Here is a 25,488-nt window from a genome sequence, read left to right as displayed (position 1 = left end):
TTTCAGCTCCGTTACTCACAATGAATCGACAGCCTCTTTATGTCCGTTAGACAGTGAGTGACTGGACGTTTTGGAGTTTCTGAGTCACCCGTCAGAGTGATTTTGTTTATTCAGGGCTGGCCAATCGTCGCAGCGTGATTTTGTAGAAATTGGAGCGCGCATTATTTGTCTGAAAATACAAAATAATGGGTTGTTCTGGAATTATTATGACTTGCGAAGCTTGCCGAGCTCCGATACAATCGCTTCTACTTCGCTGATGCTGAACTTATCCTTGCTTGCGACGATGTCGTAGATATCCTTGACGTCTTCGTAGCAGGCGATGCTGAAGCTTCCGGCTTGCATAGCGGCGCCTGAAGCCATTCTCAGCTTGGTCTTGATAGCCTCGATCATGAACTCGAGATTGTCCTGTGTTGGCGACTGCAAATCAGTCATCGGTTTGTTCCCTCCTTTATTGCTTGAACGCTGATCTCGTCATTGTACCATGTTGCATATGGCGTGCACCACAAAATTGAAGAGGCGGGGCGATATCGGGTACAATGGGGAGTAGGAAAGTAGAAGTGCGAGTTCAGAAAGTTTGATTATCGGTACAATAGCGAATGCCTCCGATGCTGCGTTTTTTTCAGAAACACTGTAGAAGATTGAATGTAGCCAGGACCTGAGGAGCGGAGGAAATAAAGGTATGATTATCGGCAAGACACCCCAGGCTGAACAGGAGCTCGGAACTCCCGCACGGTTAGCTTCGTTTGTCGCTGACATTGCCCGGTTGCAGCCGGACAGGGAGAAGATTCTGTTTGTCTGCATCGGCACCGATCGTTCCACCGGGGATGCGCTGGGCCCTCTTGTCGGCACGCTGCTGACGGAAAACGGCTGGCCGCGCGTTATAGGCACGCTGGCGGAGCCGTGCGACGCCCATCGGGTCGAAGGGGCTGCGGCCGCGGCGATGCATGAACAGAGCGAGAGCTCGCTGACCGTTATCGCGATCGATGCGTGTCTCGGCAAGCCGCAATCGATCGGCGGCTACATGCTAGGGAGCGGCTCCCTGCAGCCGGGAGCGGCGACGGGACGCCAATTGCCGCCGATCGGCGACTACGCCATCGCAGGCGTCGTCAATCGGTTCGGCCCCAAGGCATACGGCATGCTGCAGACCACTTCGCTGCATCTTGTCATGGGAATGGCGAGAGAGATTGTTTCAGCTATTAACGAAGCGTGGTATATCCATAATAGTGAGATTCACATCCACTAATAAGCAATAACATTCTTCCGGTAGACGGGGGGATGGGCATTACACCCATGAGGAGGGATTTCGTATGAATGGCAAACCTGGCATTGACGCACAGACAATCTCTATCGCGAACAGTTCCGTAACGCTCGGCAGCGGTCTCGAGCTCTCGTATTACGATTCGAAGGGCATGGGGGCGGAGGAACCGGTATTGGTGCTTCTGCACGGTTACTGCGGAAGCTCCTCGTACTGGGAACAAATCATCGCCGAGCTGGCGCGGCACGCAAGAATAATCGCGCCCGATGCGAGAGGCCATGGCATCAGCGCGGCTCCAGCCGATGAAATATATTCGATGGAAGCATTCGCAGGCGATGTGGAGGAGCTGCTGGGACAGCTTGGCATCGGCGAGGCCGTCATGATCGGCCACTCGCTTGGAGGGTATATAACGCTTGCTTATGCGGAGCAGTACGGAGGCAGGCTGACCGCGTTCGGACTCCTGCATTCCACGACGCTTCCTGACAGCGATGCCGCAAAAGAAAACCGTGACAAAGCGATTGCGACAATCGAGGGAGATGGGGTCGACGTCTTCGTAGAAGGACTCGTGCCCAAGCTTTTCGCCTCCGATCGGTTGGAAGAGCTTGATATGCAGGTGGCAAGAGGCAAGGAGATCGGACGAGGAACGTCGCAGCATGGAGCGGCGGCTACGGCACGAGGCATGAAGGAACGTCCCGATCGGGGTTCCGTCATTCGAGACGCGTGGGTTCCTGTGCTGATCGTGGCCGGCGGGAAGGATGGCGTTATTCCGGCCGAGAGCGCGTTCGCCGCGACAGGCGGGAAGACGACAATCGTAGAGCTTGGGGAAGCCGGACATATGAGCATGCTGGAATGTCCGGAGGATCTGAAGACGGCCATCCGGGATTTTCTCGGAAGCTTGCGCTAGTCTGCCGTTCACTAATATAAAGTAGAAAGCCGGAGCCGGCCGTCGTTCGCCATGAACGCGCCGGCTCCGTATTTGGGGGAGGAATAGCGTTGTTCCAAAGGGATTATTTCATGCGTATGATCTCGCAGATGACGGAAGCCATTGGTCAGATTATGAACCTGCGCCGGGAGCGGAAGCAGGAGGAAGGCCTTCTCGTTATCGACGAGCTGCTGGACAAGGAATTTCGACTGAGCAGCAAGCTGATCCGCTCGCTATCGGATGACGACCTGGTCAAGGTCATGTCTACGAATGGCCTTCCGGACACCGATCATCTGCAGGCGATCGCGATATTGCTGAAGCAGGAAGCGCTACTCCAAGCAGAGCTCGGCAAAGAAACGGAGAGCTTCGCCGGCTACGTCAGGTCGCTTCGATTGTTCATCCGATTATCGCTGCTGGAAGCAGAGCCGACGCTGGTGCAGCCGGATGACGAAGTGAGGGATCTGCTGGAGACGCTTCGTCCCTTTGAGCTGCCTGTTCCCGCAAAGCGGCTACTGATGGAGTGGCATGAAGCGGGAGGCCGTTTCGCGGATATGGAGAACATCATGTACGAGTTGCTTGAGGATATGGCATTGTCCGCGGCGGACGCAGCGGCTGTCTATGAGCGGCTGCTGCTGCTGGATGACGGCAAGCTTGTCCAGGGCGGCCTGCCCCGGGAAGAAATCAGGCAAGGATTAACGGATTTGTCCGTCAACCATATGAGGAGTGAGCAGGGTTAATGAGCGAAACAGGGCAAGAGGAATGGCAGCGGACCGTAGCGGAATGGATGGAGAGAGGGGAAATGCTTCACGCTACGCTAAGCCAGCCGCGGCGAAGGGATGACGACACGCCGCCTAAAACCGTCGTAAGGCCGGTTGCCATGAAGGATGGGCTGCATTATCAATTCGAGTCTCATTACAAGGCAAAGGTGCTCCATCGAAACCTGAAGGAGGAAGAGGCTTCCGAAACCTTATTGTCGCTGTTAAAGGGCGATTACAGGCAGGCGTTAATAAAGACGCCGCAAGCAGACGTCCAATTGCTTTTTAGCAAGAAGGGGAAAGCTGCGGTTCGCCGTCTGGCTCCAACCGCAAAGAGCTCCGTTCCCATGGAGCATAATCGCAAGAAGCGCCGGGTGCTGGAGGAAGGCACTCCGGTGCCTTTCCTTGTGGAGCTGGGCATCATGACGCCGGAGGGCCGGGTGCACGCCAAGAAGCAGGACAAGTTCCGACAGATCAATCGATTTCTCGAGATGGTTTCGGATGTGCTGGATGATCTGCCTGCCGGACGGGAGCTGCGGATTGTCGACTTTGGCTGCGGGAAGTCTTACCTGACCTTTGCGCTGTATCATTTGCTGGCGGTAGAGCTGGGCCGGCCGATCTCCGTAGTGGGACTTGATCTGAAGGCGGACGTCATTCAGTTTTGTTCGGAGCTTGCGGGTAAGCTGGGTTATGACCGGCTGCAATTCCTGGTCGGCGATATCGCGGAGTACGAAGGCCTGACATCGGCGGATATGGTTGTGACGCTGCATGCCTGCGATACCGCGACCGATGCCGCGCTGGCCAAAGCAGTGGGATGGGGAGCCTCCGTCATCATGTCCGTGCCTTGCTGCCAGCACGAGCTGTTTGGTCAAGTCGAGAGCGAAGTGCTGGCTCCGATCTTGTCCCAAGGTCTGCTCAAGGAGAGATTCGCCGCCTTGGCGACGGATGCCGTCAGAGGACAGCTGTTGGAGACGCTGGGCTACAAGGTTCAGATGCTGGAGTTCGTCGATCCGGAGCACACGCCCAAAAATCTGTTGATTAGAGCTGTAGTCTCTGGTCGCAAAGAACTATCTCTGTCTAAATGGCAGGAGTATGAGGCATTCAAGTCGTTCCTTGGACTCTCTCCCGCGCTGGAGAGAATGCTACCGGGAGCATGGCCCGTTTCCAGGTAAAAATAGTTTCCATCCAACAAATAGGCAATTGTCGCGAGTAATAACATTTGCTACAATGGAAATAGATGGCTACCAAACGAATGGGTGAATCTTATTGGATTGGATGATCTGGCTCGATTTCAGCATGTTTCTGATACTTGCGGCCCTGTTTCTGTATGTGTTTTCCTCAAGCACGGTTACGGTTTTGCATCGCATTTATCTCTTGCTCCACGTCGTTTTCATCATGTGGCCTCTGTTCCAGTTCGCATCGCAGACGACATCCGAGACTTCCTTTAGGATCTTGTACCTATCGGCTTCCTACATAGGACTTTCGATGCTTGGAGTCGGCTGGCTTGTCTTCATCCTTTACCTGTCAGGACAGTCCTACGTCATTCGCAAGAGCAGGATGTTGGTTCTGGCGATTCCCGCCTTTCTGTCGGTTGCAGTCGTGTGCTGGAATCCGGCAGGCATGTTCCTGCAAATCAACAACGAGTTGGGGCCCGTCAAGCAGTTGCAGCACGGTCCGCTTTATTGGGTCATGATCGGACAGCTCTTGCTTTATCTATCCGTGTCGCTGATTTTATTGATTCATAAGCTTCGAATGAAAGACGAATCTACTCGGCAACGTCAGATGGTCCGGACGGCATTGATCGGATTGTTTATGTTGGCGTTTTTCGCGATTGGAGATCTGCTCGTCAACATCTATTTCATCGATCTTCTGAACAACTACATTCCGCTCATCTCTATCGGCCTGACAACGACGGCCGTCTATATCGTAAATGCGATCAGCCGGAACCGGGTGTTCGACATCATCGGCATTGTGCAGCGCGACGTCATGAATACGATGTCAACGGGCATTCTTGTCATGGACGAGAACGACGTTATTCTGGAGATCAACAAAATGCTGCAGCCGATACTAAAGCTGCGAATCGGGGATTTCTTCCAGCCGTTTTCGCTTGCAGCGCAATTTAAGGATGAGCCGGCCAGGCAGCTGCTGGCGCTCTTTGAGTCTCAACGAATGCGTCCCATGGAGCGGCTGGAAGTGGAGCTTAACATCAATTTCAACGACATCTGCTACGTGGTCGTGCAGTCGGCCCCGATATTGGACGGGAAGAAGCGAATAATCGGCCGCGTCTTGACCTTTCAGGATGTAACGGAGCTTAGAATGCTGGTAGAAGAGACGAATTCCCAGAACGAGCTGCTGCAGCAACGGAACAAAGAGCTTCTCGTTATGCAGGACGAGCTGTCCCAAGCGAACAGGAAACTGGAGCAAATGGCGATTACGGACGGCCTTACGGGCTGTTTCAATCGCAGATACTTGCTGCAGCAGCTCGAAAGCGAGATCGTATCGAATATTCGGTACGGCATTCCGTTTTCCTTGTTTATCTTCGATCTGGACCATTTCAAGATGATCAACGATCGTTTTGGCCATCTTGCCGGCGACGAAGTATTATGCAGCACGGTACAAGCCGTACGAAGAGTACTGCGTCCGACGGATGTGCTGGCCAGATTCGGCGGGGAAGAATTCACGGTCTATTTGCCCCATACGAATCGGGAGCAGGCCGACCTTATCGCGGAGCAGGTCAAGATGACTGTGGAGCAGAACAAGGTGCCGTCCGGCATTGGTGACGGAGTTGTCTCCGTGACGATCAGCATGGGCGTCAGAACGATCGACCGGTTCGATCTGGACAATCTGACTGATCCGAAGTCTTATCTGCGCGAACTGATGGCAGAAGCGGATGCTGCATTGTACGAAGCGAAGTATAGCGGACGCAACCGGATCGTTAAGAGCAAGCTGGCGTAAGCGGATTGCTCCGAGCGAGAGAGGGATGACAGCAGATTGACTGCTTCGTCCTTTTTTTTCCACTTTTCGTGTTCAGATTTTGTTCAGAAGGTTGTGCTTCATCCGGGCCAAGTGGATATTAGCTACATAGTCAGACGTTATGATGTTTGCTAATATATATATGCATGTTCAAAAAGTTCGGTTTTCAGCACCGAGAAGATGGAACGAAAGTAGAAGCTGAGGAGCGGAGCGTAGTGGAAGCTACGTGAGCACCGGAAGTTTCGCTTGCGTTCCATATTCGATGTCGATTAGGCTTCGTGGCATACTTCGTGATCAAAGGCGGACTTTTTGAACTACCTCTTAGAGCTTCACCTTCGCGGATAAAGACTCACAATGAAGGCAGGTATACACAAAATGAGAAAAGTGCAGCTAGCAATGGCGAAGCCGGGGGATCGGATTGCCAGATCGATCTTCCAAGAGAATGGCAACGTCTTGCTCGGGACCGGAGTTGAATTGAACGAGCGATACATCGAGAGGCTTCGCAACATCGGTATCGACTTTCTATATATTGAAGACGGGCTTTCCGAGGACATTGAACCTGAGGAGACGATTCGGGACGAGACACGGACGAAGGCTGTCAATGAAATTTATAAAACCATGAATTCCTTCAAAGACGAGGTCGTGACCAAAGGTCGGACGATTGCTCCCGATATAGGGCGCAATTTTCGCGCGGTGTTCGGCAACATCATGCAGGATCTTGCTACTCGACCGAATATGCTGGTCAATCTGTCGAGTATTCATTCCATGGACGCCTATTTGTTCCAACATTCCTTCAATGTAGCCGTATTGTCCGGCATTATGGGAATCGCCAAGGGATTCAATCGGAATCAATTGGAGGAGCTGGGGGTAGGCGCTCTGCTCTTTGACATCGGCATGACGAAGCTGCCGCCGGAGCTGCTGAGCAAGACGGGACGTTATACGAAGGAAGATATGGAGTTGATGCATTCGCATCCCAAGCTGGGCTTCGATATTTTGCGCAAATATCACGATATCTCCATCGTATCCGCGCACTGCGCTTTGCAGCACCACGAACGATTCAACGGCATGGGGTATCCGCGAAACTTGAAAAAGGATGAAATTCATATATATGCTCAGATCGTCGGACTGGCCGACACCTATGATGCGCTCGTATCGCCGCGTCTGCATCGCAAGCGTTATACAACAAGCGAGGCGATCGAATTTCTATTCGCTTCCGGCGGCACGTTCTTCGATCTGGAGCTGATCAAGCTGTTCTGCAGCCATATCTCGGTATATCCCGTGGCGACGACGCTTCAGCTGAACACAGGTCAAGTTGTAGTGGTGACGGAAAATAACCAGCTTGCTGTGCATCGTCCCAAAGTGCGCGTCATTATGGAGGCGGATGGGACTTTGCCCAAGTCCCCGTACGAGATCGAGCTTAAGGATCAGCTTCATATTACAATAGTGAAGGAGTTGTAATGACGAGAGAGATGCGCTGGCGATTGCGGCGCGTAACGGAAGCCTCCCCCGCTAATCGGCAGAAGCCGCGGCGTAGGAGGTTTTTTGTCTATATCGCAAGCTTTGAATCCTGCGCCGTTTAGGGTAGAATGGGGGGATATAAGAAGAGAAAAGGGAGATTGTCGGTGTGGATGAGTTTGCTAGCATAACGCATTGGACGGGGCGTCGGCAGTCGGCGGAATGGCAGCGCGCGCGAGGCGTGTCGCTCGGCATCGGCGACGACGCCGCGGCTGTCGATATCACCGGGGCGAGCGACGGCATCCTTGGCGCCAAGCACATGGTGCTCGCGGTCGACACGATGGTGGAGAGCGTGCACTTTAGCAGCGAGACGATGAGGGACGAAGACGTCGGCTACAAGGCTCTTGCCGCCAATGTGAGCGATATTGCCGCGATGGGCGGCGTGCCTCTGCATGCGCTCGTATCGGTCGCCGTGCCGAAGTCGTACGGTCCGGAGCGGATGCGGAGGTTGTACGACGGGCTGTACGAATGCGCCGAGCGCTATGGGGTGGCCGTGATCGGGGGCGACACGACGTCGTCGCCGGATCGGCTGGTTATATCCGTCACGCTGACGGGAACCGTCGAGGCGGGACGCGAGGTGCGGCGATCCGGCGCGAAGCCCGGGGAGGCCGTGTTTTTGACCGGCGCCGTGGGGCTGTCGGCGGCGGGGCTGCATCTGCTGCTCGCCGAGGCAGGCGGAGGCGGAGCTGCTGGTTCTGCGAAGCAGCGGTTGCAGGCAGGCGATGTTGAGACGGGTCATATCATGCCGCATGCGGAGGCGGGCTATTTTGAGCTGATGCAAGGACAAGGGCGCGACGGTGAGCGGGAGTCGGGGCAAAGCCGTGCTGCGCTTGTAGCGGCGCATCAGCGTCCCTCTCCGTCGGTGCGGGCCGGCAGGCTTCTGCTGGAGCACGGGTGCAGCAGCTTGAACGACGTCAGCGACGGAGTTGCCAGCGAGGCGTGGGAAATTGCGGAAGCTTCGGGGCTTCGGCTTGTCCTCCGAGAGAGCCGTCTCCCGTTGGACGATGCTCTTAAGACGTATGGCGCCGATGCCTCTCTTAATCCGCTGGAGTGGATGCTCTATGGCGGCGAAGATTACGTGTTGCTAGGCACGATTGCCAAGGACAAGCTGGAGGAGGTTCGAGACGTTTTCCGCGAGGAAGGACTTCCCTTTTTCGAGATCGGCGAGACGTTGGAGGGGCCGGTTGGCGTGGAGCTCGTCCGGGAGTCGGCACAAAGCGGCGATGAGCGGAATATTCCTGTGGCGAAGCGGGGGTATAATCATTTTGGATAATGAAGCGGTGATGAGGATGAAAGTGGGCAAGGGAAAGGCTGTTCAAGAAGTGGGCAGCTTGCAGGAAACGAAAATATGGGCGTCCAGACTGGCAGCTCTCGCAGGTCCGGGGACGGTCATCGCTCTCGACGGCGATCTCGGCGCGGGCAAGACCGCATTCTCTCAGGCATTTGCCGCGGCGTTAGGCGTTAGAGGCGTGGTAAACAGTCCAACTTTCACGATTATTAAGGAATACGAGGGGGAGAGCCTCCCTTTTTATCACATGGATGTTTATCGGTTGTCCGCTGATGAAGCGGACGAGTTGGGGCTTGACGAATATTTTTACGGCAACGGCGTCACGATTGTGGAATGGGCCAGTTTGATCGAAGAACTGCTGCCGCCTAATCGCCTGTCTATCTATATCGAGCATCTCGGAGGAGAAGCAAGGCGATTCCGGTTGACGGGATGGGGAGAGCCGTATGCGGAGTGGCTGGACAACGCTATGGAACAGGAGCAACTTGGACAATGAATAAGGCAGCATGGGCAGGGAGCGGCCCGGTTATCGCTCTGGATACGTCTACGGCTGCGATGGCAGCCGCGATTATCCGTGACGGGGAAGTGCTGGGAGAGGTGCAGTCGTTGGCGGAACGCAATCATTCCGTTCATGTCATCTCCCATTTAAAGGATCTGTTGTCATCGTCGAATATAAAGCCGGAGGAGCTGGCGGGTATCGTCGTCGGCAACGGTCCCGGCTCCTATACGGGCATGCGGATTGCGGTCACGGCCGCCAAGACGCTGGCCTGGTGCTGGGAGAAGCCGCTGGCAGGCGTCTCCAGTCTCGAAGCGATCGCGTTCGGAGCTTGGCACAGAGGGATGGAAGACGCGCCTGCAAGCGGTGAATTCACGGATGCTCGTACCGAAACGAGCCGCGAGCATTGGGTGCTGCCCATTATGGATGCCAGGCGGGGGCAAGTGTATGCCGCGGGTTTTGTTTGCCGTGCGGGTGCAGATACAGATGGAGCTAATGTCGAAGAATGGTCGAGATTCGCCGAGGATGGCGTGCGGTTGATGGAACGATGGGTGGACTCGATTCTTGAGCGGATCAAAGATATGGTTGGGAGAAAAGCGGGTTCTGATGGTGCTTGTGCAGAGGAATACGCCAACTCGGATCGGATACATGCAGCCGTGCCTGTCGTCTGGCTCGTCGGCGACTTGTCGCTGCATGGACCGGCAGCCGAGCGGCTGGCCGCGCAGGGAGCGGAGCTGGGTGCCGAAGTCCGGCTAACGCCTTACGTCATGGAAGGCCGATACTTGGCGGAGCTTGGCCAAAGACGGCTTGCTGCAGGAGAGAACGAAGATCCGCATACCTTCATTCCGAATTACACGCAGCTTACGGAAGCGGAAGTGAAGTTGAAGGCGAAGCGGGCGAGTGAGGGATAGAGATGCCGGTGAATCATGCAAAGCTTGTATATCGCCCCATGTCGTTAGCCGACATTCCTGCCGTTCTGCTCATCGAGCAGGAATCGTTTAGCAGTCCCTGGACGGAAGAGTCGTTCGTGAACGAGCTGAAAAACAATATGTTCGCCAGATACCTCGCGCTGGAATACGGCGGAGAATTAATCGGATATGGCGGCATGTGGATCATTATGGACGAGGCGCATGTCACGAACATCGCGATCAGATCCGATGTCAGGGGTATCGGGCTCGGGCATCGGCTGATGGCTCAGCTGCAGCGGACAGCGCTGTTCTATGGCGCGGCACGCATGACGCTGGAGGTGCGCGTCTCCAACGAGCATGCGCAGCGGCTATACCGGAAGCATGGCTTTCAGCCATCCGGCGTACGCCCGAACTATTATTCGGATAACAACGAAGACGCGCTTATTATGTGGGCGGAGCTGGATGAGAGCCGGCTGGGAACGGGAGAGGAAAGTCATTGAATACAACTGGCAATTACGATGAAACTTTGATACTTGCGGTAGAGACAAGCTGCGACGAGACATCGGTGGCGGTCGTCAAGGGCGGCAAACATATTCTGTCCAATGTAGTCAGCAGCCAGATCGACGTTCACGAAGCTTTCGGCGGAGTCGTGCCGGAGATTGCCTCGCGCAAGCATGTCGAAAGCATAACGTTAATTATCGAACAAGCCATCCGCGAATCGGGACATGGATTAAAGGATATGTCCGCCATTGCGGTCACGCAAGGACCCGGGTTGGTCGGGGCGTTGCTCGTAGGCATCGTCGCGGCAAAAAGTCTGTCGCTCGCGTTGGACATTCCGCTAATTGGAACGCATCATATCGCGGGTCATATTTATGCCAACGAGCTTGAGCATGAGCTTCGATATCCGTGCTTGGCGCTTGTTGTGTCCGGCGGGCATACCGAGCTGGTCCTGCTGGAGGAAGAAGGCAGCTTCCGGCTGATCGGCCGTACCCGCGACGATGCGGTGGGCGAAGCCTATGATAAGGTCGCCCGCTCATTGAAGCTGCCTTATCCCGGCGGACCGCATATCGACAAGCTGGCTGCGGAGGCCAAAGCTGCGATCGAGCTGCCCAGGGCATGGCTGGAGGAGGGGAGCTACGACTTTAGCTTCAGCGGGTTGAAATCCGCCGTGCTTGCCGTCATTAACCAGACGCGCATGAAGGGGCTTGAGCTGGACGAGGCTGCACTGGCCCGCGGCTTTCAGGAATCCGTGATCGAGGTGCTCGTGACCAAATCGCTTAGAGCCGCCTCGGCTTATGGCGTCAAGCAGCTTTTGTTGTGCGGGGGCGTTGCCGCCAACCGGGGCCTGCGGGCTGCGCTTGCAGCTCGCTGCGAAGCCGAGGGGCTGCCGCTCCTCATCCCGTCCGGCAAGTTATGCACGGACAATGCCGCCATGATTGGGGCGGCTGCGCATCTGAAGCTGAAGCGCGGCATGTATTCCGACCTTGATCTAAAGGCCGATCCCGGTCTGTCTCTGGAAGCATGGTCGCCGGAGATTGAAGATCGGACTTATTGACCACATATTTATAAGTTTCCGAGCTTGTCGGAAAAGTGAAATTCTTATTGGCGATAAAACCTGCCTCTTGCTTACGAAGCGGCTTTGCTTTGCAAAGCTGGAGGTCGCTCATCTTCGGGAGGCCTCGATAGAGGTTTTCTCAGAATGATAGGAAAATATAAGTTTTCGAATCGCTTCCAGGGCTGAAACGAAACAATAATGTTTATAGAAGGATGCTGCATGTCATTGTAAGTCATGAAGAGAATAAAGGGAAAACCTCCCGCTATTCTCGCTCCAATACCGGATTTTGCGGCTTTAAGGGTAAATCCTCCCTTTAATCTCCATCCAATTGCCATCTGCCCTCTGGTTCGCTTGAATTAGAGGGAGGTTTTCCTTCTAACACTTCGAGGAAACGAAAAGGCAGTAAAATAAAGGGAGATTTTCCCCTAATTTAAACTACAGGAAAGCATTTCGCCGTACTTTCACTACATTTGCGAGTTCAGAAGTTCGAATGTCAGAAGTTCGAATTGACAGATAATTATCGTCCGGCTATAATAGACAGCAATACTTCAATCCTCATATTCGCAAACGCTAAGAACAGGAACAGTAGAGGTGCTCCGGGACGCATAGGGACGTAATGTCTTGATTGCTCAGAGAGCTGCGGGTGGTGCAACGCAGTCGATGGAAGCCTTGAAGCTCGCCTGGGAGCGGAACTAAGAAACATTGTCATGTCTCTCATGCATGGGAGGGCAATTTACTTAGTTACGGTTAACCTCCGTAAGCAGGTTCATCGTGATGGACTCCGGATCCGTAAACGATGATTAAGGTGGGCATTCTTTCGTCTTTTTTGACGGAGGCTGTCAACAAGGGTGGTACCGCGCGGGTCTTCGTAACCTGTCGTCTCTTGAATAAGAGACGGCAGGTTTTATTTATTTTCAGGACCATTAAGAAGTCGGTCGACTGGCGGAGGAGATAAGGTGCACCTTATCGTCCGCCAGAGCGAACATCCTGATTGATGGATAGACTGGTCGATGGCAAAGAGCGCTGCGTATGAGGCAAGTGAAGTGAACTTAATCGAATACTGAATAAACGCTATGAGCAGGAGCAAGTAGAGCAACGGTTGGCAAATCGGTTCACAAAATCATGGGTCATGTGAGTTATTCTCATGAAACGGTGGATACGGTCAAGAGAGCTGCGGGAAGGTGCGACGCAGTCGAAACCAGGGCTTGAATCTCGCCTGTGAGCGGAATACGGGAACGTGGCGGCCATTTACGAAGCGCAAGCTTCGGGATAGAACCATTCGCCGCCGGTACTGTATTACGGATCGCCTCCGTCAACGGGCTTTAAGCGGGCATGCTGCACCGGACATATGCGTTCGGGCACGGCCAATTGGAGTGGTACCACGGCAGAAGCGTTAAGCTTGTCGTCTCTTGATCGATTGATCGGGGATGGCGGGCTTTTTTTCGTTTAGAAATAACCTTGGCTACTACACTTCTATAGGACCATTATCGAGGAGGAAAAACAATGGAAAACTACAAAAAAATACAAATATTCGATACGACTTTGAGAGATGGAGAACAATCGCCGGGAGCCTCGATTGCACCGGAGCGCAAAATCGTCATTGCCCGCCAGCTCGCCAAGCTGGGCATCGACGTGATCGAGCCGGGGTTCGCGGTGTCCAGCGCCGGCGAGTTCGCGGCGGTACAGCAAATATCGCGCGAGCTGCAGCAGGTGGAGATCGCCGGCTTCGCACGGGCGGTCAAAGGCGATATTGACGCCGCGGTTCAGGCAACGGCGGATGCAGCTCGCCGCAGACTCCATCTGTTCATCTCGTCGTCGGACATTCATCTGAGCCATCAGCTGCGCAAATCGCGGGAAGAGGTCATTCGGATTGCCCGCGATATGGTGGCGTATGGCAAACAATTCGTGGACGAAATCGAATTCTCGGCGATGGATTCGACGCGGTCCGGCCGTGATTTCGTCATCCAGCTGGTCGAAGCCGTCATCGAGGAGGGCGCTACAATCATTAACTTGCCCGATACGCTGGGGTATGCGATGCCAAATGAAATTATCGAGCTGTTCCAGGCTGTGCGCAAGGAGGCTCGGGGAGGCGATAAGGTGCGATACAGCGCGCATTGCCACAATGATTTGGGTATGGCGGTAGCGAACAGCCTGGCCGCGATCCAAGGCGGGGCTACGCAGATCGAAGTGACCGTGAACGGCATCGGCGAGAGGGCGGGCAATTGTTCGCTGGAGGAGCTGGTTATGGCCATCGAGACGCGCCGGGACTATCTGAAGGCGGAGACGAACGTCCAAATCGATCAGATCTACGAGACGTCGCGAATCGTCAGCCGGACGATGAATTTCCCCATCGCCTACAACAAGCCGATAGTCGGACGTAATGCATTCCAGCACGAATCCGGCATCCATCAGGACGGGCTGCTGAAAAACCGGAACACGTATGAGATCATGGATCCCGAGGCGATGGGCATCTCCAGAAGCATGATCGTGCTGGGCAAGCACTCGGGCAGCCATGCCATCAAACATCGTCTGGCGGACTTCGGCATTGAGCCGACAGAGGAGCAATTCAAGGCGATCTACACCAGGTTCAAGGAAGTTGCCGACGGGCAGAAAATCGTAACGGACAACGAGTTGATCCGCATAGCCGGCGACATGACCCGGACGCAGCTGGACCCGCTCGTCTTGGTGGATCTGCTGGTGCATGCAGGTACGCAGCGGGCGAGGACCGCAACCGTTACGGTACGCGAGAACCAGGACGGACGCGAGGAAAGTTATACGGCTATGGGCGAAGGGCCGCTCGAAGCCGTTATCCTGGCACTGAAGCAGGCCATTCCGGCTGAGGCGGAATTCGAGGACCTGGAGCTGCATTCGCTGTCTACCGGAGAAGATGCGTTCGGCGAAGCGGTAGTGAGCGTGCTTTATGGCGGCGAGAGATTCAGGGGCAGTTCTGTGCATAATGATATTATTCTGGCGGCGGCGCAGGCATACGTGTCCGCATGCAACCAGGCATTTATGTCTGCGGGGGCGGCTCGGAAGGAGAATCACGGGAGCAGGAAGATTAACTAAGTCGAATAATGGGGGGCTCCCCAACGAAATAGCTGACATGTGCACAAACTTATCCACAATCGACCCTCGTTTTGGGGATAAGTTTGTAAAGAGGGCGTAAACCTTGGGTTTGCGCCCTCTTTCTTATGTGGGGGAAACGGGGATAACTTTTTCACAATTGAATTGTGGATAATGTGGATAAAGTGGATATAAACAACGAGATCATAGGCTCCTGCGCATATTATTCGTCAGAAGCTTGGAAATTGCGGGCCTAATCTCGAAAAATGTCGACAGAATTAACTAACAATTTATCCAGAGTTGTGGATAAGCCTGTTAATAGGTATGTCGAACCAACGAAACCAAGGCGCGGGAGGCGGAATGACAAGGGATAAATGCGGCAATCGACAGCGCATGGCGAGAGCGCAATGATATTTGCGTTAATTACGAATCAAGTTTTCGGTGAAAACACGTGCCGGATGAGCTATCTTAACAATAAAGTCATACATGCGGAGGTAAACTGAATGGATAAGGGAGCCGTCATCCAGGTGAATCAAGTCAGCAAGCATTTAGGCGCTAACCATGCAATCAAGCAAGTATCCTTTCAGGTGAGGCAAGGAGAACTATTCGGCGTAATTGGCAAGAGCGGGGCGGGAAAGACGACGCTGCTGGAGCTGATTTCGGGCCAAAGCAAACCCGACGAAGGTTCCGTAAGCGTGCTAGGCTTCAATATGTTGACGGATGGGGATAAACTGAAGGAACACATCAATTTTTTGATGGGAACAACGACTTTGATCGATAAAATGACGGTGAGGGAAGCGCTGGAGATGTTCCAGGATTTCTATCAACGAACGATCGATACCGACGTCGTGCTAAAGCAGTTCGGACTGGCGCCCTATGCCGACAAGATCGTCAAGCGGCTGTCCGGCGGGTTGCGGCAGCGAACGACGCTTGCGATCTCCGTCGTCAATGATCCCGAGATTATCTTTCTCGACGAACCTACGACCGGTCTCGACAGTCAGGCGAAGCGCGAGTATTGGTCTATTCTTGCGGGACTGAGACTGCAAGGCAAGACGATTGTCATCATCTCCCACGATATGACGGAAATTCAATATTGCTGCGATCGTGTCGGCGTCATGAAGGAGGGGAAACTTGTCGTATGCGACAGCCCGATGACGCTGATCGAGGAGCTTCCAAGGGGCGGGCTTACAATGGAGGCGGTATACATGGAGTATGCCGTAGGCAGCAGGGGAGGCGTTGAAGTTTAAACCGGTTGAACAAGGCAAGCGCGTCCAAGATCCGTCCAGCGAACACAGAAGTCTAATGGAGATAAGGATGGAAATGATCGCACTTCTCTTATCACGCAGGAGCGAGGAGGGAATTGGTGATTCAAAGAAGAACGATGCCAGCAAACGCAGAACGTAGTATACTGGTTATGGCATTGTTGAACTTGCGGAGGAATCCATATGGATTGGGTACATAATGACTGGAATAATCTAAACGTTAGAATCGGCGAGGCAATGAAGTCGCTCATTCGGGAAAGGTTCCAATCCCTGCGGCTTCAGAAGCACGCGCTTGATTTCGTGGAAGACAAGCTCGGCGAGGTCATGATCTTCGGATCTTTGACGTTCGTTCACTACCATATGTACGGCGGTATCGAGGGCGACCCTCTTATGACGGCGGCGGGCATGGAATTATTGATTCTGGCAACGGATATTCTCGACGATTTGGAGGATGGAGACGCGCCTGCCAAGCCATGGATGAACATTCCTATGCCGGAGTCGCTTCATGCCGCAACCTCCATCCTGACGCTGGCGCAGCAGGCGATGCTGCAAGGGATAAAGGATATCGGACTTCGCGGCGAATTCGCAGAACGGCTCAACAATCAACTGCTGCTTTCCGCGAACGGACAGATGATGGATATTGCCGGCGAAGCGAAGGACGAGGATGGTTACGTGGAGATGATACGGTTGAAGTCCGCGTCCTTGTTCGTTCTGGCCTGCAATGCAGGCGCGATGTGCGCGGGACGCGAGTGGAGTCCGGACATAGAAGCGTATGCGGAAGCGCTAGGGCTGTCCGCCCAGATGAAGAACGACGTCAGGGATCTAGTGCGCTGGGACGACAAAAGCGATTTTCTGGGACGAAAGATCAGTTTGCCGCTGCTGTATTTGATGGAAAGCGGCACGGAGCAGGACTCCTGGATTATAGACTACTTCCAAGGGAGATCCGGCGCGGAAGCCGTTCGGGACAGGCAAGACCAGTTCCGCGAAGCGCTGGAACGGACAGGCGCCTTGCTGTATGGAACGGTGATGGGACGTATGCACTATAATCGTTTCCTTGATTTGCTGGACGCCATGCCTGCCGAAGATAGGTGGAAGGAAGGGCTTGTTCGCATGTTGGGCGATGATAGTCAGATCAATGACAGGGCCCTTCGATCTAACGCCTAGTCCATAGGGAGCGAAATCACGCAAAAGCTATTTCGGTAAATACCAATCAAGTTTGCGTTTGCCTGCTATCCTATGTCTGATATAGTAGAAATGTACTATATTCGATGTTCATTAATAGGAGAAGCGGAGGAATGTAAAATGTTGAAGGACATGATTCGTCAATTGGCAAGCAGCGCAGAAAGTATGAAGTTGGTTATGGGTGGACAAGTTCAATTGGCAGGAGTTTCAACGGAAGAACAGAGAGCTCTCCTAGGCGAATTGAAGGATAAGGACAACGGTGCCCGTTATTTTGGTTACGGCTGGAACTAGTTTCCAAGTCAGATGAAGAGATTGAAAGGAAGAGGTTTGCATGAAATCTACGGCAATGAAAAGGCTGAGCGCATTCCTCTTCTTGATTTTTTTTGTTACAATAACCATCTATTTGACTGCCGTCATTATTCGCGTACCTTCCATCGGAGCGTACGTCCTTCCTCAGGATAATGCCGGTTTTTTTGTTGTTTCACTGGCACCTGGGGGCCAGGCCAAGATGAACGGACTACAGATTGGTGACCGGGTGCTTGAGATCAATGGCAAGCAGGCGAACGAATTCCCCAATCTATTGAAATACGATTCGCTGGAGGACGCGGACAACGTCCTTATCGAACGTCGAGGCAGCTCCATCATCTCCATTACGTTCGCCAAAGCCTGGTCGGGCGAGCATACGACGCTCGAATTATTGCTGCAGCTATACATACCGGGAATATCGCTATTCGTGTTCTGCGCGTTCTCCGCATTCCTTTATGTAAAACGAAATCATGATCCGGCGGCTATTATGCTTATTCTGTTCTTTTCGTCGATCGGGATAAGCTACTACAGTTCCTCGGCGTCCATCTTGAGGGACCCCGTCGGTTTATCGATTATTTATGTCGTATTGCCTACCATTCCGTTATTGTATATGAGCTTCATGAACATTTATCTGCGAAGATTCGACGCGAGCCTTATCGACAAGCGATGGCTTGTCGTACTCTTCGGAATCGTCGGAGCGGTCAGCGCGAGCAGCCTGATCTATATTTGGACGGATCTGCTTAGCAACGAGACGTTTAATTATATCAAGAATGCCTATAGCGCTATTGTGCTCATCGGCAATCTCGTTTGCGTCTACAAGCTTGTGCTCAAATATATGAAACACCGTTTTACGAAGCTTCATTCGCTGTTTACGATAACGTTGACGGCCCACCTCGTGGCTTTTACGCCATTCGCGGCTTTGAACTTGTTGCCGCAGCTGTTTGGCAACGATCAGGTTCTACCTCCGGCATTCACGGCTTTGTTTTTGTTTGTGCTGCCGATCGTCTATTTCTATCTGTCGACTTCCAATCAGCTGTTCGACATAGATTTTATATTAACGCGATTCAAGTATTACACGGCGTTGTCACTCCTGCCGGCCTTACTGCTGGCGGCAGTGGTCACGCTCGCGGCCCAGGCGCCGGATGGCGGCGCCTGGTCGAAATTTATCGGATCGTTTGTCATTGTATATGTAGGCATGACATTGTTCTTGTACGCTAAGGAACAGATCGATCAGCGATTCCGGCCTAGGCTGTTCAAGGCGATGTACAGCTATCAGGACAGTCTGGATCGCTTCTCCCGCAATGTGGCTAAGGTCATGAAGCAAGGCGATCTGGAGTCGGTTCTCAAGAACGAGATCAACCAGTTGCTGCCCGTAGGCCGCATAACGTTCCTTATCGTCGATCAGTCGGAGCATGCGGTGTTTCCTATGAGCGATGAACACGAAGAGATGGTAACCGCCGACTTCCTGCTGGGTACCGTCAACGCGTTCAAGCTTGGGGACTTGATTGATCTTCCGTTCGGTCTAGGTCTCGTCATCGGCAAGCAACGTTCCAGATACCATGTATTGTGGATTGGCATGAAGACGAATCATACGAAATTTAATTCCGACGAAATTCGCTGGCTAAAAACAATGGCCAACTATTCCAGCATTGTGTTCGAGAATCTGTATTTGATAGAAGGACTGATCGAGGATCTGCAATCCGAGGTCCGCAAAGAACACGCGCCCTCCCCATGGGTGCTCAGGATGTTGTTCCTCCTGTCGGAGAACGAGCGGCGAAAGCTGGCAGCGGATCTCCATGATTCCGCGTTGCAGGACCAATTGCTCTGGTATCGCAGACTGGAGAGCATCATGATGGACCATCCCCTCTCGGAAAAGCTCGGCAATGAGCTGGAAGCGATTAAAGAAGGGCTTCTGGACGTCATTCATCAGATCAGGGAAACCTGCAATGAACTCAGACCGCCGTTGCTTAAAGAGATGGGGGTTGTCGAGGCGGTGGAGTCGATTATCGAGCATACGCAGATGAGGGTGAACTTCGAAGTGAAATTCCGTTCCAAGCCTATTCAGCACGAGCTGAATGAAGAGCAGATAACGGCGATCTACCGAATCGTTCAGGAACTGCTGCGCAATGCCGACAAACATGCAGACGCCAAGGTTATTACACTGGAGCTGGAATTGCGCAAGGATATGTTGTATTTCCGCTATCAGGATGACGGCATCGGTATGGATGTCGAAGGGATGGCGGAATCTTTCGAACATATGGGATTATCGGGCATTAAGGAACGTGTCGCGAGTCTGGATGGCGAAATTTCGTTCGTATCGGAGCGCGGCCGGGGACTTGAGGTGACGATCCTGATGCCGGTTATGATAGAAGGGGCAAGAACCGAAAGGGGTATTACAGGTGATTCATATCTTATTAGTTGACGATCATCCCTCCGTGGGAGAAGGCACGAAGACGATGATTGAACAAGATGGCGAGATGAAGGTGACTGTTGCACATTCCGCTTTGGAAGCTTTAAACAAAGTGCAGACAGGCAAGGAACCGTTCGATCTGATTCTTTGCGATCTCAATATGCCCGGCATAAGCGGGCTGGAATTGACGAAGCGCTTGCTTCAGCTTGATCCGGATCGCAAGATCGTCATCTATTCCGGCTACGAGATTGGCTCGCACTTTAATCTGCTTATCGAATCTGGCGTTTCCGGCTTCATATCGAAGACGGCTTCGCGGGAGCAACTGCACAACTCCATTCGCTGCGCGTTACGGGGAGAGGCGGTTATCCCCATTACGTTGCTAAAGCAGCTAAGACGAAACGAAGTATTGGTGGCCCGATCGGAGTTATCCATCGAAGACGTATCGATCAACGAGAAAGAGATGACAATTCTGTCTGAGGTTGCTGCGGGCGTGAGCAACAAGGAGCTTGCAGCAAGTTTGCATGTCAGCCAACGCAATGTGGAATATCAATTGACGCGTATTTTCGAGAAGTTGAATGTAAGATCCCGTTCGGAGGCTATTCGCGAAGCGAAACGTCTCGGACTTATTAGTATGGAAACCTATTAATGCCATAGAAGAGGGCTGCCGGCGCGATGAGAGTATCGTGCAGGCAGCCCTCCCTCTATAATTATGTTTGATCCGCCAGAAGAGGTCTACATCAGTTCTTCCCATTGCTCATAGGCTGCGGATAACGTTTGTTTGTGTTCTTCGATGGAGGCTTGAATCTCTTGAATGCGGATGTAATCATTAAAGATCGCGGGATCCGTCAATTGCTCCTCCAGTTCGGCGACGGCGCCTTCCAGCTCGGCGATCTGGGCTTCGAGCTGCTCCAGCTTACGCTGCTTGCTGCGTTCGTCGCGTTTGGCCTGTTTCTCCGCTTCGTAGGAGTTGGCCGTCGGAGCTTCTGCAGCGGCGCCGGTCTTGCGCTGGGCGGAGGCTTGCATGGCAAGGGCTTCGCGCTTGGCGTCTTCCATTTCGATTTTTTTCTCCAGCATATCATCATAATTGCCCAGGAAATGTCGGATGCCGTCGGGATGAAGTTCGATGATTCGCTCCGCCATCTTATTTAAGAAGTAGCGGTCATGGGAGATAAACAACAGCGTGCCTTCATAATCGATGAGTGCGGCTTCCAGCACTTCCTTGCTGAACAGGTCCAGATGGTTCGTAGGTTCGTCGAGAATGAGAAGGTTGGCTTGCGCCAGCATCAGCTTGGCAAGCAAGACGCGAGCTTTCTCGCCTCCGCTTAAGGAGGAAATCCGTTTGAGCACGTCTTCGCCGCTGAAGAGGAAGTTGCCCAGGACGGTGCGAATTCGTGCTTCCTCCATATGGGAATATTCGCTCCAGACTTCCTCGAGCACCGTATTCTGTCCATTTAGGCGGGTATGCTCCTGATCGTAGTACCCAATCTTTACGTGGGTGCCGAATCGTATGGTGCCGGAAGCGGGCTCAAGCTGCCCCATCAGCGCCTTCAACAGCGTGGACTTGCCGATACCGTTCGGTCCGATCAGCGCCACGGTTTCGCCGCGCGTCAGATCGAATCCGATATGGCGGAATAGCGGCTGCTCTTTGCCGGGGAAGGTAATGGACAGATCGTCGACGCTGAGCACGTCCTTGCCCGACATGCGCTCGATCTCGAAGGTGAAATGCGCTTTCTTGAGATCGCCGAGCGGCTTGTCCAGTCGTTCCATCTTCTCCAGCGCCTTGCGTCGGCTCTGGGCTCGCTTGGTCGTCGAGGCGCGCACAATATTGCGCTGGATGAACTGTTCCATCTTCTCGATCTCGCCTTGCTGCTTCTCATAATGTTTAAGATCCGTCTCGTATTCGGCAGCCTTGATCTCCAGATATCGGGAGTAGTTGCCTGTATAACGTGTGGCGACATGGCGTTCGATCTCGACAATCGTGTTCGCCATGGCGTCGAGGAAATACCTGTCATGGGATACGACGACAATAGCGCCTGCGTAACCGCGCAGGTAGGATTCCAGCCAGGTCAGCGTCTCGATATCCAGATGGTTGGTAGGCTCGTCAAGCATGAGCAGATCGGGAGCCTGAAGCAGAATGCGAGCCAGCGCAAGACGCGTCTTCTGTCCGCCGCTTAAGGTGGAAATGACCGTCTCCATATCGAAGCTGCCGAAGCCCATGCCGTGCAGGACGCTGTTGATGCGCGTATTGATCTCGAAGCCGCCCTGCTCGCGGAACCAGTCGGAAAGGAGAGCATACCGCTCCAGCGTCTCCTCATAGCGCTTGGGATTGTCGTGGAGTTCCGGATCCGCGATCCGCAGCTCCAACTCGCGGAGCTCTTCCTCCGCTTCAAGCAGATGGGAGAACACGGCGCGCATCTCCGCGATAATGGTGCGATCGGATTGAAGGCCGCTGTTCTGGGCGAGATAACCGAGCTTCGTTTCTTTGGCTTTATGTATATCGCCGGAGTCGGCGGACATCTCGCCGGCGATTATTTTGAGCAGGGTGGATTTGCCTGCGCCGTTAACCCCGACGAGGCCAATCCGGTCGCGTTCCTGAACCTGCATGGAAATATGGGATAATACGGCGGTGACGCCATAATGTTTGGACACATTGGACACTTGCAACAGCATGTCTGACCCTCCACTCCATAGTTGCAGCATAACGCTGCGTGCATCAATTTCTAGTTTACCACAAAGTGCTGCATCCATTGGCGAAAGTTGTATAACAATGGTACACTACATGGAAAGGAAAGTTCAGTCATGGGACGGGAAAGAGGATTGAACGATGGACGCGCCATACGTTGGACAGGAGAAAGCGAAGGCACGGGCTGTCTATGCATCGGACAGGAATGCGTTAGACCCCGAGGAGCGCCTTAGATGGTCAATTGCGGCATGCCGTCATATCGCGGATCTGGTGGAGCGCGAACGGCTTCGCGTTATTATGGCGTATGTGTCGTTCCGCAGCGAGCTCGACTTAAGTACGCTGATGCAATGGTGCTGGCAGAAGGATGCCCAGGTTATCGTGCCGAAATCCATCGTAGAAGGACGAAGCATGACCTTGCACAGACTGGACAGCTTCGCGCAGCTTCGAGACGGGGCCTATGGCATTCTGGAGCCCGATCCGAACCTTGCTCCTCCGCTCGAAGAGGATGTTGTGCCGGAGCTTGTGCTGGTGCCGGGGCTCGCCTTCGACCGAAATGGGGGAAGAATGGGATACGGCGGAGGTTATTACGATCGCTTCTGGCAAAGGATGTCCGACAGCAACGAACGGTCGGGGAAGCAAACGCTCTGGCTCGGAGCCTCATTCGAAGCGCAAATAAGGGATGAGGTCCCGGGTGAGGAGCATGATTTGCGCCTCGATGGCGTTGTCACTGAAGCGGCTATTTATTGGAGAGCGGCACCACATAGGTAGAGAAAGGAGAGGCGCGGGATGGAGCTTACCCACTTTAACGAACAAGGAAGGGCAAGAATGGTCGATATCTCGGAGAAGGACGTCACGACCCGGGTCGCGACGGCGCGAACCGGCGTCAAGATGCATCGCGAAACGCTGGAACGGATCAAGGCTGGGACAATCGGCAAAGGAGACGTGCTGGCGGTCGCGCAAGTCGCGGGCATTATGGCGGCCAAGAAGACGGCGGACTGGATACCGATGTGTCATCCGCTGCCTCTTACCGGCATTAATATCGTTTTTTCCGACAACGGCGAGGACGAGTTATACATAGAAGGAACTGTGAAAACAACAGGCAAGACGGGCGTGGAGATGGAGGCGTTAACTGCCGTATCGGCTGCGGCGCTTACGGTCTACGACATGTGCAAGGCATTGCAAAAGGATATGATTATCGGGCCAACGCAGCTTGTTGCAAAGAGCGGCGGCAAGAGCGGAGATTATCATATAGCGGAAGCGTAGAGAATAGTGGGACATTCGGGACGGGAGGAATGGGATATGCAGTGGAAGGTTGCGTTATTGACGGCTAGCGACAAGGGATCGCGCGGGGAGCGGGAGGATACGAGCGCTCAGGTTATTCGCGAGTTGGTGGAGGAGGAGCTTGGCGGCGTCATCGTCGATTATCGGATCGTACCGGACGAGCAGGATGAAATTATGGCGGCATTAATCGAGATGACGGAGTATTTCCAGGCGGATCTTGTTCTGACGACCGGAGGGACGGGCCTCGCTCCCCGTGATATTACGCCTGAGGCGACGCTTAAGGTGATCGATCGGGAGGTTCCGGGGCTCGCGGAAGCCATGCGAATAGGCGCGCTGCAGAAGACGAGAAGGGCGATGCTGTCCCGCGGCGTATGCGGCATTCGCGGCAACTCCTTGATCATCAACTTGCCTGGGAGTCCCAAGGGCGTTCATGAGAGCTTGATGGCTGTTATGGACCAGCTGCCTCATGCGCTCGGCATTCTGTCGGGACAGCTTGGAGAGCATAGCGGATGACGGAACGAAGCACGGAGCAGACGGAGCTGGAGCAAAAAACGATTCGGCAAGGAACGTCGCTGCTGAGAGAAGTGTCCGTATATGATGCCGTGGGATTGCGATTGGCGCATGATCTGACGCAGATTATTCCCGGTCAATTCAAGGGAAGACTGTTCAAAAAAGGACATCTCATCTCCGAAGCCGACATTCCAAGTCTGCTCGATATCGGAAAAGAGCATATCTACATTCTCGAGCTTGGCGATGGCGAGCTGCACGAAGACGATGCCGCGCTAGCAATGGCTCTTGCGCTTGCCGACGAGCAGCTCGTGCTTACAGAACCCCACGAGGGCAAGGTAAGTTTGAAGTCTCAAATACTCGGGCTGGCCGAGATAGACAAGGATATCGTGGACGCCGTAAACGCGCTGGGCGAGATCGCGCTTGCAACGGTCAAGCGGCATGCCGTGATCCGTCCAGGAAATCCTGTCGCGGCTACAAGGGCGATTCCACTGGTCGTGCCCAAGGAGAAAGTGGCGGAAGTGGAGGAACTGGCCAGACAGTACCGCCTCAAGCATGACGGAGCGGCGCCGCTGCGCGTTAGGCCGCTCCGCAAGGCGAGAGCGGGGCTGCTGACGACGGGAAGCGAAGTGTACGAGGGACGAATAAAGGATAAATTCGGTCCCGCTGTTGCTGCCAAACTGGCGGAGTTAGGCTCCGAAGTGGCGGAGCAGCGTTTTGCCCCCGACAATAGTCAAGTAATTGTCAAGGAAATACACTTTATGCTGGCGCAAGGGTATGATATGATACTCGTGACAGGCGGCATGTCCGTTGATCCCGATGACCGGACGCCTGGCGCCATTCGTCAAGCGGGCGCAGATATCGTCAGCTACGGAACGCCTATGCTTCCGGGCTCTATGCTGCTCATGGGTTACATACAAGGAATTCCTATTCTCGGACTTCCGGGCTGCGTCATGCATGACCCTTACACCTCATTTGACGTGCTTCTCCCGCGAATTCTCGCAGGGGACACGATTACGAAGGCTGATATAGTGCCGCTGGGATATGGCGGCTTGCTGTCGCGTTAACATCGCAGGCCATTCTGCGGCAGAGGTTTGGCGGGCAGCTTAAGAAGCTGGTTTCTCGCACGG

Annotated in this window: 23 protein-coding genes; 21 read left to right on the top strand and 2 right to left on the bottom strand. The window is 53.8% G+C overall.

Features of this window, described 5'->3' with window-relative positions; genetic code table 11:
• Positions 1 to 204: 204 nt before the first annotated feature.
• A complete protein-coding gene (locus tag B1748_RS27515; protein ID WP_087571160.1) occupies positions 205 to 432 on the bottom strand; it encodes a DUF1128 domain-containing protein in 228 nt (75 codons plus the stop codon).
• 247 nt (positions 433 to 679) lie between these two features.
• Here B1748_RS27515 and yyaC point away from each other — a divergent pair, with 247 nt between their 5' ends.
• The 17 genes from yyaC (at position 680) to B1748_RS27435 (ending at position 20,533) form a co-directional block, all read left to right on the top strand.
• Complete coding sequence (gene yyaC, locus B1748_RS27510; protein ID WP_087571159.1) at positions 680 to 1,243, top strand: spore protease YyaC; 564 nt, start codon at positions 680 to 682, stop codon at positions 1,241 to 1,243.
• Positions 1,244 to 1,307: 64 nt separating this feature from the next.
• Positions 1,308 to 2,159 (top strand): alpha/beta fold hydrolase, encoded by an 852-nt coding sequence (locus tag B1748_RS27505; RefSeq protein WP_087571158.1) that lies wholly within the window; start codon positions 1,308 to 1,310, stop codon positions 2,157 to 2,159.
• Positions 2,160 to 2,248: 89 nt separating this feature from the next.
• Positions 2,249 to 2,914 carry a DUF6483 family protein gene (locus tag B1748_RS27500; protein ID WP_087571157.1) on the top strand — a complete coding sequence of 222 codons (666 nt, stop codon included), beginning with the start codon at positions 2,249 to 2,251 and terminating at the stop codon, positions 2,912 to 2,914.
• Complete coding sequence (locus B1748_RS27495) at positions 2,914 to 4,104, top strand: class I SAM-dependent methyltransferase (RefSeq protein ID WP_087571156.1); 1,191 nt, start codon at positions 2,914 to 2,916, stop codon at positions 4,102 to 4,104. Before B1748_RS27500 ends, B1748_RS27495 begins: the two co-directional genes overlap by 1 nt.
• Before the next feature lie 103 nt (positions 4,105 to 4,207).
• On the top strand, positions 4,208 to 5,887 hold the full coding sequence (locus B1748_RS27490; RefSeq protein WP_256975964.1) for a histidine kinase N-terminal 7TM domain-containing diguanylate cyclase: 1,680 nt from the start codon (positions 4,208 to 4,210) through the stop codon (positions 5,885 to 5,887).
• A gap of 393 nt (positions 5,888 to 6,280) precedes the next feature.
• Positions 6,281 to 7,363, top strand: a complete 1,083-nt coding sequence (locus B1748_RS27485) for an HD-GYP domain-containing protein (RefSeq protein ID WP_087571154.1) — start codon at positions 6,281 to 6,283, stop codon at positions 7,361 to 7,363.
• Between the two features lie 166 nt (positions 7,364 to 7,529).
• Positions 7,530 to 8,693, top strand: coding sequence for a thiamine-phosphate kinase (locus B1748_RS27480; protein WP_256975963.1), 1,164 nt, complete (start codon positions 7,530 to 7,532; stop codon positions 8,691 to 8,693).
• Positions 8,694 to 8,709: 16 nt separating this feature from the next.
• Positions 8,710 to 9,201 (top strand): tRNA (adenosine(37)-N6)-threonylcarbamoyltransferase complex ATPase subunit type 1 TsaE, encoded by a 492-nt coding sequence (tsaE, locus tag B1748_RS27475; RefSeq protein ID WP_087571164.1) that lies wholly within the window; start codon positions 8,710 to 8,712, stop codon positions 9,199 to 9,201.
• The gene (gene tsaB / locus B1748_RS27470; RefSeq protein WP_087571152.1) at positions 9,198 to 10,112 is read left to right on the top strand and encodes a tRNA (adenosine(37)-N6)-threonylcarbamoyltransferase complex dimerization subunit type 1 TsaB; all 915 of its coding nucleotides are present in this window, start codon (positions 9,198 to 9,200) and stop codon (positions 10,110 to 10,112) included. The genes tsaE and tsaB overlap by 4 nt, the downstream gene beginning before the upstream one ends.
• 2 nt (positions 10,113 to 10,114) lie before the next feature.
• Complete coding sequence (rimI, locus tag B1748_RS27465) at positions 10,115 to 10,609, top strand: ribosomal protein S18-alanine N-acetyltransferase (RefSeq protein ID WP_087571151.1); 495 nt, start codon at positions 10,115 to 10,117, stop codon at positions 10,607 to 10,609.
• Positions 10,606 to 11,664 (top strand): tRNA (adenosine(37)-N6)-threonylcarbamoyltransferase complex transferase subunit TsaD, encoded by a 1,059-nt coding sequence (tsaD, locus tag B1748_RS27460; protein WP_087571150.1) that lies wholly within the window; start codon positions 10,606 to 10,608, stop codon positions 11,662 to 11,664. Before rimI ends, tsaD begins: the two co-directional genes overlap by 4 nt.
• Positions 11,665 to 13,167: 1,503 nt before the next feature.
• The gene (locus B1748_RS27455; RefSeq protein WP_087571149.1) at positions 13,168 to 14,730 is read left to right on the top strand and encodes a 2-isopropylmalate synthase; all 1,563 of its coding nucleotides are present in this window, start codon (positions 13,168 to 13,170) and stop codon (positions 14,728 to 14,730) included.
• A gap of 500 nt (positions 14,731 to 15,230) precedes the next feature.
• A complete protein-coding gene (locus B1748_RS27450) occupies positions 15,231 to 15,974 on the top strand; it encodes an ABC transporter ATP-binding protein (protein ID WP_087571148.1) in 744 nt (247 codons plus the stop codon).
• 198 nt (positions 15,975 to 16,172) lie between these two features.
• Positions 16,173 to 17,153, top strand: coding sequence for a polyprenyl synthetase family protein (locus B1748_RS27445; RefSeq protein ID WP_087571147.1), 981 nt, complete (start codon positions 16,173 to 16,175; stop codon positions 17,151 to 17,153).
• Positions 17,154 to 17,291: 138 nt separating this feature from the next.
• Entirely contained in the window at positions 17,292 to 17,462 is a 171-nt protein-coding gene (locus B1748_RS37035; RefSeq protein WP_179215859.1) for a competence pheromone ComX, read from the top strand.
• A gap of 40 nt (positions 17,463 to 17,502) precedes the next feature.
• Positions 17,503 to 19,899 (top strand): ATP-binding protein, encoded by a 2,397-nt coding sequence (locus B1748_RS27440; RefSeq protein ID WP_087571146.1) that lies wholly within the window; start codon positions 17,503 to 17,505, stop codon positions 19,897 to 19,899.
• Positions 19,877 to 20,533, top strand: coding sequence for a response regulator transcription factor (locus tag B1748_RS27435; protein WP_087571145.1), 657 nt, complete (start codon positions 19,877 to 19,879; stop codon positions 20,531 to 20,533). The genes B1748_RS27440 and B1748_RS27435 overlap by 23 nt, the downstream gene beginning before the upstream one ends.
• An 86-nt stretch (positions 20,534 to 20,619) precedes the next feature.
• Here the strand turns inward: B1748_RS27435 and B1748_RS27430 are convergent, their stop codons facing one another.
• A complete protein-coding gene (locus B1748_RS27430; RefSeq protein WP_087571144.1) occupies positions 20,620 to 22,557 on the bottom strand; it encodes an ABC-F family ATP-binding cassette domain-containing protein in 1,938 nt (645 codons plus the stop codon).
• Positions 22,558 to 22,711: 154 nt separating this feature from the next.
• On the opposite strand from B1748_RS27430, the gene B1748_RS27425 reads away from it, so the two are divergent.
• From B1748_RS27425 to B1748_RS27410, 4 genes are read left to right on the top strand one after another with little or no spacing between them, the layout of a single operon-like run.
• The gene (locus B1748_RS27425; RefSeq protein WP_087571143.1) at positions 22,712 to 23,338 is read left to right on the top strand and encodes a 5-formyltetrahydrofolate cyclo-ligase; all 627 of its coding nucleotides are present in this window, start codon (positions 22,712 to 22,714) and stop codon (positions 23,336 to 23,338) included.
• A gap of 18 nt (positions 23,339 to 23,356) precedes the next feature.
• A complete protein-coding gene (gene moaC / locus B1748_RS27420) occupies positions 23,357 to 23,833 on the top strand; it encodes a cyclic pyranopterin monophosphate synthase MoaC (protein ID WP_087571142.1) in 477 nt (158 codons plus the stop codon).
• Between the two features lie 36 nt (positions 23,834 to 23,869).
• Entirely contained in the window at positions 23,870 to 24,364 is a 495-nt protein-coding gene (locus tag B1748_RS27415) for a MogA/MoaB family molybdenum cofactor biosynthesis protein (protein ID WP_087571141.1), read from the top strand.
• A complete protein-coding gene (locus B1748_RS27410; RefSeq protein WP_087571140.1) occupies positions 24,361 to 25,425 on the top strand; it encodes a molybdopterin-binding protein in 1,065 nt (354 codons plus the stop codon). The genes B1748_RS27415 and B1748_RS27410 overlap by 4 nt, the downstream gene beginning before the upstream one ends.
• Positions 25,426 to 25,488: the final 63 nt, after the last annotated feature.

It is taken from the genome of Paenibacillus sp. MY03, from assembly GCF_002165585.1.
Classification (GTDB): domain Bacteria; phylum Bacillota; class Bacilli; order Paenibacillales; family Paenibacillaceae; genus Pristimantibacillus; species Pristimantibacillus agaridevorans.
The sequence above is the reverse complement of the archived record's forward strand: the minus strand, read 5'-3'. Positions and strand labels throughout refer to the sequence as shown.